Source organism: Bauldia sp., from assembly GCA_037200845.1.
GTDB lineage: Bacteria > Pseudomonadota > Alphaproteobacteria > Rhizobiales > Kaistiaceae > DASZQY01.
The window spans coordinates 1292946-1305945 of sequence record JBBCGQ010000001.1; the positions used below are offsets into that span (position 1 = coordinate 1292946).

Annotated in this window: 10 protein-coding genes, 1 pseudogene and 1 riboswitch; of the genes and pseudogenes, 4 read left to right on the forward strand and 7 right to left on the reverse strand. The window is 67.9% G+C overall.

The features are described 5' to 3' along the window. Positions 1 to 67 precede the first annotated feature (67 nt). Positions 68 to 550, forward strand: a complete 483-nt coding sequence (locus WDM94_06205; protein ID MEJ0012217.1) for a peroxiredoxin — start codon at positions 68 to 70, stop codon at positions 548 to 550. Between the two features lie 357 nt (positions 551 to 907). Here WDM94_06205 and rnhA read toward each other — a convergent pair. Both rnhA and WDM94_06215 read right to left on the reverse strand, forming a co-directional pair. Beyond that, positions 908 to 1333 (reverse strand): annotated as a pseudogene (rnhA, locus tag WDM94_06210) (ribonuclease HI). After that, positions 1330 to 2295 (reverse strand): homoserine kinase, encoded by a 966-nt coding sequence (locus WDM94_06215; GenBank protein MEJ0012218.1) that lies wholly within the window; start codon positions 2293 to 2295, stop codon positions 1330 to 1332. Before WDM94_06215 ends, rnhA begins: the two are co-directional and overlap by 4 nt. 86 nt (positions 2296 to 2381) lie before the next feature. Here WDM94_06215 and WDM94_06220 point away from each other — a divergent pair, with 86 nt between their 5' ends. Next, the gene (locus WDM94_06220) at positions 2382 to 3275 is read left to right on the forward strand and encodes a DMT family transporter (protein ID MEJ0012219.1); all 894 of its coding nucleotides are present in this window, start codon (positions 2382 to 2384) and stop codon (positions 3273 to 3275) included. Between the two features lie 57 nt (positions 3276 to 3332). Here the strand turns inward: WDM94_06220 and ispH are convergent, their stop codons facing one another. The 5 genes from ispH to thrC form a co-directional block, all read right to left on the reverse strand. Beyond that, positions 3333 to 4295 (reverse strand): 4-hydroxy-3-methylbut-2-enyl diphosphate reductase, encoded by a 963-nt coding sequence (gene ispH, locus WDM94_06225; protein MEJ0012220.1) that lies wholly within the window; start codon positions 4293 to 4295, stop codon positions 3333 to 3335. 38 nt (positions 4296 to 4333) lie between these two features. Then, positions 4334 to 7219 (reverse strand): EAL domain-containing protein, encoded by a 2886-nt coding sequence (locus WDM94_06230; GenBank protein MEJ0012221.1) that lies wholly within the window; start codon positions 7217 to 7219, stop codon positions 4334 to 4336. Between the two features lie 127 nt (positions 7220 to 7346). Then, complete coding sequence (locus WDM94_06235) at positions 7347 to 7934, reverse strand: GNAT family protein (GenBank protein ID MEJ0012222.1); 588 nt, start codon at positions 7932 to 7934, stop codon at positions 7347 to 7349. A gap of 2 nt (positions 7935 to 7936) precedes the next feature. Then, positions 7937 to 9214 (reverse strand): pitrilysin family protein, encoded by a 1278-nt coding sequence (locus tag WDM94_06240; GenBank protein MEJ0012223.1) that lies wholly within the window; start codon positions 9212 to 9214, stop codon positions 7937 to 7939. Positions 9215 to 9219: 5 nt separating this feature from the next. After that, positions 9220 to 10626 (reverse strand): threonine synthase, encoded by a 1407-nt coding sequence (gene thrC / locus WDM94_06245; protein ID MEJ0012224.1) that lies wholly within the window; start codon positions 10624 to 10626, stop codon positions 9220 to 9222. Between the two features lie 163 nt (positions 10627 to 10789). Here thrC and WDM94_06250 point away from each other — a divergent pair, with 163 nt between their 5' ends. Further along, positions 10790 to 11407 carry a hypothetical protein gene (locus WDM94_06250; GenBank protein ID MEJ0012225.1) on the forward strand — a complete coding sequence of 206 codons (618 nt, stop codon included), beginning with the start codon at positions 10790 to 10792 and terminating at the stop codon, positions 11405 to 11407. Positions 11408 to 11515: 108 nt separating this feature from the next. Then, positions 11516 to 11605, forward strand: a riboswitch (glycine riboswitch). A 212-nt stretch (positions 11606 to 11817) separates the two neighbouring features. After that, on the forward strand, positions 11818 to 12993 hold the full coding sequence (gene gcvT / locus WDM94_06255) for a glycine cleavage system aminomethyltransferase GcvT (protein MEJ0012226.1): 1176 nt from the start codon (positions 11818 to 11820) through the stop codon (positions 12991 to 12993). Positions 12994 to 13000 lie beyond the last annotated feature (7 nt).

A 13000-nucleotide genomic window follows, 5' to 3' on the forward strand; every position in this document is an offset into this window, starting at 1 on the left:
CTATCCAGTCCGGCGCCAAGGCGATAGACCAGACTCTCACCCTCAACTAGCAACAGGCAGCAGCGACATGATCAAGGTGGGCGATCGCCTTCCGGAAGGCACGTTCCGGGTAAAGCAGGACGACGACTCGGTGAAGGAAGTGCCGGTCTCCGATCTCTTCAAGGGCCAGAAGGTGGTGTTCGTCGGCGTCCCCGGCGCCTTCACCTCGACCTGCCACAAGGCGCACATCCCGCAGTTCGTCACCCACGCCGGCGAGCTGAAAGCCAAGGGCGTCGACCGCATCGTCGTCATGGCCGTCAACGACCATCACGTCATGAAGACCTGGAGCGAGTCGCTCGGCGGCCACGGCAAGATCGACTTCGTCGCCGACGGCGACGCCGTCTACGCCGGCGCGCTGGGCCTCGCCATCAAGATCCCCGGCATGGGCACCCGCGTCCGCCGGTTCTCGGCGCTGGTGGAAGACGGCGTCGTCAAGACGCTGAACTTCGAGCCGGACGGCGGCAAGGGCATCCAGACGACGGGCGCGGCGACGATTCTGGGGCAGCTTTAAAATCCACTGACTGTCGTCCCCGCGAAGGCGGGGACCCAGTACACATTGACCGTTCGTTGCTTACCGGATGCCCGCCTGCCCGGCATGACAGCAGCGTGTAGTTCAACGACGCCATCAGCCCCCCGCTGTCATCCTTCGGCGGCGCGCAGCGCCGACCGGAGGACCAGCTTCAGCATATCGCTCCAATAATGATTATGCCGCGATAGGTCCTCCGGTCGCGGCTCCGCCGCGCCGAAGGATGACAGTGGTGGGGAGGTGGCGGCGGAGCCGCCATCGCCCGGGCGGCAGCGCGGGTGGCGAGGCCGACAGCGGCACAGAGCAGAAGCTACTTCCGCTTCGCCGGCTTGAACGGCGCCATCCCTCGTTTGCCAGCACGTCCGCCCGCTCGTTGCCGTGCGTGCCCGCATGCCCTTTCACCCAGTGCCACTTCACGTCATGCTTGGCCGCCAAAGCATCGAGCTTCTGCCACAGGTCGACATTCTTCACCGGCTTACGATCGCTCGTCTTCCAGCCGTTCCTTTTCCAGCCCGCCACCCAGCCCATGACGCCGCCGCGCACGTATTGCGAGTCGGTGTAGAAATCGACCGCCGTCGGGCCCTTGAGCGCCGACAGCGCCTCGATCGCCGCGGTCAGCTCCATGCGGTTGTTGGTGGTCAGCGCCTCGCCGCCCTTGAGGTCCTTCTCGTGCCCGTCCCACATCAGCACGGCGCCCCAGCCGCCCGGCCCGGGATTGCCCGAGCAGGCGCCGTCGCTCCAGATCTCGACGCGCTTCTTATCGCTCACGCCGTCAGCCCGTAGGCGCTGGCGTCCGTCACGCTGCGGTGGAAGCGGAGCTTGCGGTAATATTCGAGCGGATCCTTGGGCACGACCAGCGCGCCCTCGGGCACCTCGAGCCAGTCGTAGAGCCGCGTCAGCAGGAAGCGCAGCGCCGATCCGCGCGCCAGAAGCGGCAGCGCCGCGATTTCATCGGCGTCGAATTTACGCACCGCCTGATAGCCGCCGAGGAGCGCCCGCGCCTTGGTCACGTTCAGCGATCCGTCCACCTCGAAGCACCACGCGTTGAGGCAGATCGCGACGTCGTACGCGAGCATGTCGTTGCACGCGAAATAGAAGTCGATGATCCCCGACAGCTTGCCGGCGAGGAAGAAGACGTTGTCGCGGAAGAGGTCAGCGTGGATCACGCCGCTCGGCAGTCCGCTCGGCCAATGCGTCTCGAGGAAGCCGAGTTCGTCGCTGATCTCCGCGCCAAGCCCCATCTGCACGGTATCGGCGCGCCCGGTGCACATCTCGAACAGCGGCCGCCAGCCTTCGACCGAAAGCGCATTCTTCCGCTTCAGCGCGAATCCGTCGCCGGCAAGATGCAGCCGCGCCAGCGCCTCGCCGACGGCGCCGCAATGCTGCGCGGTCGGCCGCCGCACGCCGAGCCCGGAAAGAAACGTCACGATCGCGGCCGGCCGTCCGGCAAGCATGCCGAGCGCCATGCCGCTCCTGTCGCGGACGGGCAGGGGACACGAGATGCCGCGCCCGGCGAGATACTCCATCAGCCCGATGAAGAACGGCAGGTCGGCCGGGTCGACCCGCTTCTCATAGAGCGTGAGGATGAACTGCCCCTGCTCGGTCGAGAGAAGATAGTTCGAGTTCTCGACGCCCTCGGCGATCCCCTTCAGCGACAGCACGGCGCCGAGGTCGTACTTCGCCATGAAGGCGTCGAACGCCTCGTCGGGGATTTCGGTGTAGACGGCCATTGCCAGGACACTCCGGCGCGTTTGATCCCACGCCGCGCCGTGCTAGGCAACGCCCGTCCAAACGCCGTCCCCGAAAGTTTGCCGCAATGACCGCCCCCGCATGGGCCTGGGTCGTATTCACGCTCATCGCCGCGACCGCCCAGACCTTCCGCAACGCCACCCAGCGCAGCCTGACCGAGACGCTGGGCACCGCCGGCGCGACCCATATCCGCTTCCTGTTCGGCCTGCCGTTCGGGCTGCTGGCGCTGGCGATCGTCGCCGTGTTCGCCGGGCCGTTGCCGGCGCTGACCATGGCGACCGTGACGTGGACCGCGCTCGGCGCCGTCAGCCAGATCGTTGCCACCGCGCTGATGCTGGCAGCGATGCGCGAGCGCTCGTTCGTGGTCACCACGGCCTACACCAAGACCGAGCCGGTGCAGGTCGCGCTGTTCGCGGTCGTCTTCCTCGGCGAGCAGGTGACGCCGGTGCTTGCCGCCGCGATCCTCGTCGCCACCGCCGGTGTGCTGGCGCTGTCGTGGCCGTCAAAGGCCGGCGGGGAAATCTTCTCGTGGCGCCCGGCGATCCTCGGCATCGTCTCGGGCGGCCTGTTCGCGTTCGCCGCGGTCGCGTTCCGCGGCGGCATCGGCGCGCTCAACGCCGACTACATCCCGGCGGCGACCGTCACGCTCGCGTTGTCGCTGGCAATCCAGACCGTGCTGCTGTCGGCGTGGCTCTGGTTCCGCGATCCGGACGTGCTGCGAGGCGTGCTCCGCGCCTGGCGCCCATCGCTGCCGGCCGGCTTCCTCGGCGCCTTCGCTTCGGAGATGTGGTTCCTGGCGTTCGCCATCCAGTCGCCGGCGCGCGTCCGCACGCTGGGGCTGGTCGAGATCCTGATCGCCGGCGCCATCTCGCGCCGCCTGTTCACGCAGAAGCTGAGTGGCCGCGACCTCGCCGGCATGGCGCTGGTCATCGTCGGCATCGCGTTGCTGTTCGATAGCTGACGCCTGCTCCGCTCGTCTCCGCGAAAGCGGGACCCGGGACGATCCCCACGCGCTGAACTATGCCGCAGTCGGCTCCCGCAACGCCCGCGGCAGGTTGAAGGTCACCGACTCCTCGGCGGCGGTGACCGCCTCGACCTTGACGTCGAAGCGCGCCGCAAACGCGTCGATCACTTCCTCGACCAGCACCTCCGGCGCCGACGCCCCGGCGGTGATGCCGACGCGCCGGATATTGCCCAGCCGCGTCCAGTCGATCTCCGATGCCCGCTGCACCAGCAGCGATACTGGGCATCCGGCCCGTTCCGCCACTTCGCGCAGCCGCTGCGAGTTGGACGAGTTCGGCGCGCCGATCACGATCATCGCATCGATGCTCGAGGCGATACGCTTCACCGCTTCCTGCCGGTTGGTCGTGGCGTAGCAGATGTCTTCCTTGTGCGGCGCCACCATCTCCGGGAAGCGGGCCGACAGGATCGCGACGATCGCGGCGGTGTCGTCGACCGACAGCGTCGTCTGCGTGATGAACGCCAGTTGCTTCGCCGACTTCGGCTGGAAGGCGCGTGCATCCGCCTCGGTCTCGATCAGCGTGATCGCGCCCTCCGGCAACTGCCCCATGGTGCCGGCGACCTCCGGATGCCCGGCGTGCCCGATCAGCACGATCTCGCGTCCGCGCTTGAAATGAATCTCCGCCTCGCGGTGCACCTTGGTGACCAGCGGGCAGGTCGCATCGAGATGGAAGAGATTGCGCAGCCGCGCCTCGTCCGGCACCGCCTTGGCGACGCCGTGCGCCGAGAAGATCACCGGCTGCGTCGTCTCCGGGATCTCGGCGAGATGCTCGACGAACACCGCGCCCTTCGCCTTCAGCCCATCGACGACATAGCGGTTGTGCACGATCTCGTGGCGCACATAGACCGGCGCGCCGTATTTCTCGAGCGCCAGCTCGACGATCTGGATGGCGCGGTCGACGCCGGCGCAGAATCCGCGCGGGCTACAGAGCAGGACGTCGAGATGCGGCTTGGCGGCCATGGCGGCTGAATTGGGCTCCAGCCCCGTCGCTGTCAAGGTTAGGCCCCGATCGCCTCGTCCTCGTCGACGTCGGCCTTGCGGAAGATCAGGCGGCTGGCCTCGGCCGCCGTCATCGGTTGGCCGTAGAGGAAGCCCTGCACGAACTCGCAGCCGAGCTCGAGCAGCTCGTCGGCATCCGCCTCCGACTCCGCCCCCTCCGCCACGACGTCCATGCCGAGATCGTGCGCCAGCGTGATGATCGAGCGCAGGATGACGCGGCGGTCGCCGAGCCCCTGGCCGCGCACGAAGGTCTGGTCGATCTTGATCGTGTCGAACGGGAAGCGCTGCAGGTAGGACAGCGACGAATACCCGGTGCCGAAATCGTCGAGTGATAGCCCGGCGCCGAGTTCGCGGACGCGCGACAACACCTGTGCCGCGTATTCCGGATTCTCCATCACCAGGCTTTCGGTCACCTCCAGCTTCAGCGATCCGCGCTTGAGGTTGGAGCGCACCAGCACGGCCTTCACGTCGTTGATCAGGTCGTGTCGCAGAAGCTGGCGGCTGGAGACGTTGACCGATGCGAACAGCGACGTGTTGCGCCCGAGGCCCTCCTGCCAGTCGGCGAGCTGCTTCGCTGCGCGATCGAGCACGAACAGGCCGAGCGGGATGATCAGCCCCGTGCGCTCGGCGAGCGGCACGAAATCCGAGGGCGGGATGCGCCCGAGCTTCGGATGATCCCAGCGCACCAGCGCTTCGAAGCCGGCGATTGTCTTGTCCTCCAGCCGCACGATGGGCTGGTAGAGCACCTTGATCTCCTCGCGCCCGAGCGCGCGGCGGAGATCCGATTCCAGCGTGGCGAGGTCGCTGCCGTGCTGGCGAAGGGCAGGGCGGAACGCCTCGATGCGGTCGCCGCCCAGCCGCTTGGCGTGATACGTCCCCATCTCAGCATCGCGGATCACCTCCTCCGGCTCGTTCTGCTTGCCGTCGTGCATGGCGATGCCGATCGAGGCGGTGAGGAAAATTTCCTTCTCGCCGAGCGTGATCGGCGCGCGCAGCGTCCGGCGCACGGATTCGGCGAAGGCCGCGATCCGCTCCGGCTGGTTTTCCGAGATGAGCAGGAACGCGAACTGGTCGCCGGAAAGCCGGGCGAGGGTGTCCTGCTGCTTGAGCAGGCGGGCGAGGCGCCGCGCGATGGTGAGCAGGATCGAATCGCCAACCGCGATGCCGAAGCCGTCGTTCACCTGCTTGAACCGGTCGATGTCGAGAATGAACACCGACGGCCGCGTCGTGTTCTCGGCGGTGGCGCGCGTGATCGCCGAGCCGAGGCGGTCGAGGAATAGTTGACGGTTGGGCAGGCCGGTGAGGTTGTCGTGCACCGCGTCGTGCAGCAGCCGCTCCTCGGCGTTCCGCTCCTCGGTCACGTCGAGCAGCGTGCCAACGCAGCGCAGCACCTCGCCGTCGGTGCCGAGCATCGGCCGCGCGCGGAGATGGAACCAGCGATAGTGCCCGTCCTCGGCGCGCAGGCGGAAGTCCTGCGCGATGCGCCCGCGGCGAAGCTCCACGGCCGTATCCAGCGTCGTCTTGAAGCGGTCGCGGTCGCCGGGGTGCAGTATCTCCAGCCAGTCGCGCGCCGGTCCCTCCAGCGTCCCGCGCTTGCGGCCCAGCAGATCCTCGGCTTCGGGGCCGGTGTAGATGCGGTCGCGGGCCACGTCCCAGTCCCAGACCACGTCGCCGGCGCCGGTCAGCGCCAGCGCCTTCCGCTCCGTCTCGCCGAGCGGCCCGTGCGTGATGACGCCGCCGGCGAAGGCATGCTGCAGCACCGTGAATCCGATGAGGAGCACGATCAGCACCAGCCCGCCGGCAAGCGCCGGCTGCACCACGTCGTTGGCGAGGCTGCCGGTAACCGTCAGCCACGCCGCGAAGGTCCACACCAGCAGCAGCACCCACGTCGGGATCAGCATGATCGCGCGGTCGTACTTATGGGTGGCGAGATAGACGATGACCGCGAAGCCGAGGATGCCCGTCAGGCCGATGGAGAAGCGCGCGATGCCGGCAGCGACCGACGGCTCGATCACGGCGACACCGAGCAGCACGGCAAGCCCGATCAGCCAGCCGATGGTCACGTCGCGATAGCGCACATGCCAGCGGTTGAGGTTGAGGTAGGTGTACGTGAAGATGACCAGCGACGCGGCGAGGAACACCTCGGCGCCGCCGCGCCACGACTGGTCGGCGCCCGGCGCGATGTTGATGACGCGGTTCCAGAAGCCGAAATCGACGCAGAGGTAGACGAGCACTGCCCAGGCGAGCGCCGCGGTCGCCGGGAACATGGCGGTGCCGCGCACTACGAACACGATGGTCATGAACAGCGCGAGCAGGCCGCCGATGCCGAGCACGATGCCGCGATAGAGCGTGTAGCTGTTGACCGAGTCCTTGTAGGCGTCGCTGTCCCAGAGATAGAGCTGCGGCAATTCGGGCGTGCGCAGTTCCGCGACGAAGGTGACGACCGCGCCGGGGTCGAGCGTGATGCGGAAGACGTCGGCGTCCTGGCTGTCCTGCTTGTCCGGCGCGAAGCCCTGCGAGGGCGTGATTGCCGCGATGCGCGCCGCGCCGAGGTCGGGCCAGAACAGTCCGGAGCCGGAGAGGCGGAAGTGCGGCGCCACCAGCAGCCGGTCGATCTGCTGGTCGCCGCCGTTGGTCAGCGCGAACACCGCCCAGTTGGAAGCCCCGCCCGGGTTTTCCCGCGCCCGCACTTCGATGCGCCGCACGATGCCGTCGGAGCCCGGTGCCGTCGAAATCTGGATGCGGTCGTCCGGCTGGCGGAAGAGCTGCACCGCCTTCGTCAGGTCGAGCGTCTTCCCGTCCAGCGGAACCGATGCCGCCTCGAGCGCAAAGGCCGGGAGACTCGAGACGCCGAACGCCAGAAGAAGGAGCAGAAAAGCCGCGATCCGACGCGCGAACGACAAACGATCCTCCGGATCCCTCGGGCGATTCGAAACTCTACTATGCGGATGGCCGGGGCGCGACAGGGCAATCGTTAGCCATGCAGCAAACCCTGGGGAGAGCGGACGCAGCTCAGGTCCGGGGGTCGTCGCGCACCAGCCCATAAAGCACGTGATCCTGCCAGCGCCCGTCGATGCAGAGGTATTTGCGGGCGTAGCCCTCGCGCTGGAATCCGACCTTTTCGAGGAGGCGGATGGACGCGGCGTTGTGCGGCAGGCAGGCCGCCTCGACACGGTTAAGATGCAGCGTCTCGAAGGCGAAGTTGACCACCGCGCGCACCGCCGAGGTCATCAGCCCCTTGCCGGCGTACGGCTTGCCCATCCAGTAGCCGAGCGTCACCGTCTGCGCGACGCCGCGCTGCACTTGGCCCATGGTCAGCCCGCCGACCAGCGTCTCGCCGTCGGCGGCAAACACGAAAAACGGGTATCCGGTGCCGTTGCGAATCTCGCGCTGGTAGCGCCGGAGCCGCCGGCGGAAGGCGAGCTTGGTGAGGTCGTCGCTCGGCCACACGGGCTCCCACGGCGCCAGGAACGCGCGGCTCTCCTCCCTGAGCTTCGCCCATTGGGGGAAGTCGGCGATGCCCGGCGTGCGCAGCACGACGCGGTCGCCGCGCAGCGTCGGGTGCGTGGCGTTGTTGGTGATGGAGCGGAGGAACGCCATCGCTACACCGTCGCGTGCGCACCGAACCGGCGCGCGATCGCGTCATGATCCATCATGCCGCCGAGCGCGCCGACCGCCGCGACCGTCGGGCGCGAGCCGGTAAAGATATCGCCGGCAAGCTTGCGCACGTCGGCGACGCTGATCGCGTTCACCTTGGCGACGAGTTCCGTGGTCGGGATATGCCGGCCGAACAGCAATATCTGCCGCGCCAGTTGCCCGGCCCGGCCGGTGGGCGACTCCAGCGTCATCAGCAGGCCGGCGCGGAGCTGCGCCCGCGCCCGGTCGAGTTCCCGCTGGTCGATATCGTGTGCCGCCCGCTCCAGCTCGCCGAGCATCACCGGCAGCAGCTCGGCGACGTCGTCCGGCCCGGTCGCGGCGTGCACGCCGAACATGCCGGTGTCCGAGAAGCCCCAGTGGAAGGCGTAGATCGAGTAGCAGAGGCCGCGCTTCTCGCGCACTTCCTGGAACAGGCGCGACGACATCCCGCCGCCGATCACCGCCGCCAGAAGCTGCGCCGTGTAGTAGGAATCCGCGGTGTACGGCCGGCCTTCGAAGCCGACCATCACCTGCGTTTCCTGCAGATGGTCGCGCGTCTCGCGGAGGTCGCCGCCGCGATAGGTCGCCTTCGGCGGCTTGGGGCCGGCAAGAGGAGAAAGATCGGCGAGCTTCTCGGTGGCAAGCTTCACCAGCAGGTCGTGATCGACCGCGCCGGCCGCGGCGAGCACCATGTTCGGCCCGCGATAGTGCCGCCCGAGATATTCGTCGAGCATCGCCGGTCGCGTCGCTTCCACTGTCTCCGGCGTGCCGAGGATCGAGCGCCCGATCGGCTGGTTGGGGAAGGCGGCTTCGGTGAACAGGTCGTAGACCTTGTCGTCCGGCGTATCCTGCGCCGCGCCGATCTCCTGCACGATGACGTGCTGCTCGCGCTCCAACTCGCCTGGATCGAAGACCGAGTTGCGCAGGATGTCGGCGAGGATGTCGACCGCCAGGCCGACGTCGTCCTTGAGGATGCGGGCGTAGTACGAGGTCGTCTCGACGCTGGTCGCGGCGTTCACCTCGCCGCCGACCGCCTCGATCTCCTCGGCAATCTCGATGGCCGAGCGCTTGCGCGTGCCCTTGAAGGCCATGTGCTCGAGCAGATGCGAAAGCCCGTGCTCGTTGTCGCGTTCGCCGCGCGATCCGGTGCCGACCCATATCCCGAGCGCGGTGCTCTCCAGATGGTCCATGGGATGGGAAACGACGCTGAGACCAGAAGGCAGACGCGACAGGCGAACGGTCATCGGCTCTATACTTTCTCGGCAGTCGCGCGGCTCGCCGCACGGATATGGTCTTCGACCGCTTGGCCGGAGTTGGCAAGTGTCACGTAGCGCTCCGCCTTCGCCATGACAGGGGCAAAGCCCACGGGAAGCGCCGGTTCTACGCCGGCTGCCGCCTTTACTGCGTCGGCAAATTTTGCCGCGTGCGCGGTGGCAAGCGTCACCATCGGCACGTGCGGCAGCGCGAACCGCCGCGCCACGGCGAGGCCTACGGCGGTGTGCGGATCGGGCAGGAAACCGCTGGCATTCAGCGTCCGCGCGATGGTCTCGGCGACCTCGGCCTCGTCCGCACTGCCGGCGGCAAAATCTGCCCGGATCAGGCCGAGGGCATGCGGCGCGATCGCGAACGAGCCGGAGGCGGCAAGGTCCGCCATCAGGGCGCGGACCGCGGCGGCGTCCCGCCCATAAGCCTCGAACAGCAGCCGCTCGAAATTCGACGACACCTGAATGTCCATCGACGGCGAGGTCGTCGCATTGACGCCGCGCACCTCGTAGCGCCCGGTCGCGATCGTCCGCGCCAGGATATCGTTGACGTTGGTGGCGATCACCAGCGTCTCGATCGGCAGCCCCATCTTCTTGGCGACGTAGCCGGCGAAGATATCGCCGAAGTTGCCGGTCGGCACCGTGAAGGACACGCGCTTCTCCGGCGCGCCAAGTGCTGCCGCGGCGGTGAAGTAGTAGACGATCTGTCCGAGTATCCGCGCCCAGTTGATCGAGTTGACGCCCGACAGCGACACCGCCTCGCGGAAGTCGCGCTTGTTGAACAGCGCCTTGAGGATCGCCTGGCAGTCGTCGAACGTGCCCTTGATCGCGATCGGGTGGACGTTGGCGGCCCCCGTCGTCGTCATCTGCCGCTGCTGGAAGGGCGAAACGCGTCCCTCCGGGAAAAGAATGAACACGTCGATGTTGGCGTGCCCGCGGAACGCCTCGATCGCCGCCGCGCCGGTATCGCCCGATGTCGCTCCCACGATGGTGATGCGGTTGCCGCGCTTGGCCAGCACATGGTCCATAAGCTGCGCCAGGAGCTGCATCGCCACGTCCTTGAAGGCGAGCGTCGGGCCGTGGAACAGCTCCAGCACATACGAATTGGGCGCGATCTCGCGAAGCGGCGCCACCGCCTTGTCGCCGAAGCCGGCATAGGCGGTGCGGATCATCCGCCGCAGGTCGGCTTCGCCGATGTCGGCGCCGACGAACGGCTGGACGATGTCGAAAGCGACGTCGGGGTAGGACCGCCCGGCAAAGCCCGCGATTGCGGCGCGCGAAATCTGCGGCCACGAGGCCGGCACGTAGAGCCCGCCGTCGGTGGCAAGCCCGGCCATCAATACGTCGGAAAAGGAAAGCGTGGGCGCCTGCCCGCGGGTGCTTACGTATTCCATGAGCGCAAACAACGCCTTCCGCCGCGCCTTAGACTTGTCCGACCCTAGCCACCGCCGCGCCTCGAATGCAAGCACGCCGGGCAGGGGATTGCCGCCGACTGCCGTCGCTTTAGGCAATCGCCGCTGCTATAGAAAGGCCGCAATACTCTGGGGAATTGCCTTCATGCCCTCCGTCGATTCTCGCCTGCTCCTCGCCGCCCTCGGCCTCGCCTTCCTGGCCGGCTGCCAGTCGGGCGGCCCGGGCCGGCCGTCCGCCGCGGCCGTGGTCATAAGCGGCGGCACGATAAATTCGACCGCCGCCCCGGGCTCCGACCAGGCGAATTTCGAGGCTTACCTCAGCCAGGGCTATTGCCCGCCGGTCCAGATACGCACCGGCACGGAGACGCTGGCGATCTACGAGAAGGGCCACGAGGACGACCAGAACTTCGCCCGCTACCAGGCCTCGCTCACCAAGCTCGCCCGCGAATGCCACTACGCCGGCAGCGCGCTGCTCATCAAGGTCGGCATCGCCGGCCGCCTGACCGCCGGCCCGCTCGGCAAGCCGGGCAACTTTGTCCTGCCGCTGCGCGTTGCGATCATCAAGCAGGAAGACAACCACATCTTCTATTCCGACGTGACCAAGGTCCCGGTCACGATCTCGGCCCCGCAATACGCCTCGGACTTCACCGCGGTCGTCGACAACATCAGCTTCGAGGTCGGCCCCCAGGACCGCGACCTGATCATCTACGTCGGCTACGACGAGGGCACGCCGAAGCCCAAGACACCGACGCCGACGGGCTGATCCCGGCTGCGCGGGCATGACAACCCTGCACATGCCGCGATTGACTCAACCGCCGCCCCACTTATTGTGACCTCCGCCGGGAGGTAGGAGTCGCATCCCGGCAGACTGCCACGACCGCCGGGAGAGACCGAGCAAGTGCTCGGCGCCGAAGGAGCAACCGCCCCGGAAACTCTCAGGCAAAAGGACCGGACGGTCGGCGACACTCTGGAAAGCGGCAGGCGCGTTGCCTGCTCACCGAAGGAGTAACCGCGCGACTGGAGCGCTGCCAGGAAAGGCGTGAACCACCTTTCCGTCCGGCAGAGCGACCAGAAAGAATTCGCGCGGGAAATCTCTCAGGTCCTCGGACAGAGGGGGCGCGAGTCGGGCAGGGTCGCCCGGTATCGCGAACCCGTCACTGCCGAGGATCGCCGTTGGCCGAACCTGCGCCCCATTCCGATCTGCGCGAGACATTGCTCGCCGCGACGCATCGCGCGCTGGGCGCGCGCATGGTGCCGTTCGCCGGCTATTCGATGCCGGTGCAATACCCGACGGGCATCATCGCCGAGCACAAATGGACCCGCGAGCACGCCGGCCTGTTCGACGTGTCGCATATGGGCCCGTCGTTTCTCATCCTCGGCAAGAAGTCCGGCGACCCTGACAAGGACCATGCTGCCGTCGCGGCGCTGATCGAGCCGCTGGTCTCCGGCGACATCCGCGGCCTCAAGCTCGGCCAGATGCGCTACACGCTGCTGCTTAACGACGAGGGCGGCATCGTCGACGATCTGATGATCGGCCGCCCGCGCGATCCCGCTCTGTCGGGGATGCTCTACGTCGTCGTCAACGCCGACACCAAGGATAACGACTTCGCCCGCATCGCCGTCGCGGTCGCCGATCGCGGCACGCTCAACCGCAGCGACATCTCCGGGCTGATCGCGCTGCAGGGCCCCGAAGCCGCCGCCGTCGCGCGCGACCTGCTGGCGCCGGAGCTCGCCGACGTCGGTTTCATGGGCTGCGGCTCGTTCGCCTACAAAGGCGGCCGCGTCGTCTTCTCGCGCTCCGGCTACACCGGCGAGGACGGCTACGAATTCCTCGTCGCCCCGGGGCACGCCGTCGAATTCTGGAACCTTCTCGCCGCCGATTCCCGCGTCAGGCCGGTCGGCCTCGGCGCCCGTGACTCGCTGCGGCTGGAAGCCGGCCTGCCGCTCTACGGCCACGACCTCGACAAGACGACAAGCCCGATCGAGGGCAACCTCGCCTTCGCCGTATCGAAGCGCCGCCGCGAGGCCCGCGATTTTCTGGGCGCCGAGCGCATCCTTGCCGAAGTCGCCAACGGCCCCAGCCGCATTCGCGTCGGCCTGCTGGTCGAAGGCGCCCCCGCCCGCGACGGCGCCGATATCACCGACGCCGCCGGCACCAGGATCGGCATCGTCACCAGCGGCGGCTTCGCGCCGAGCCTCAACCGCCCCATCGCCATGGGCTACGTCCCGCCGGCACACGCCGCGCCGGGCACCAAACTCGGCGTCAGCGTCCGCGGCCGCACCCAGGCCGCGACGGTTGCGCCGCTCCCGTTCGTTCCTCACCGCTACTTCCGCAAAGGATCGCCATGACCACCCG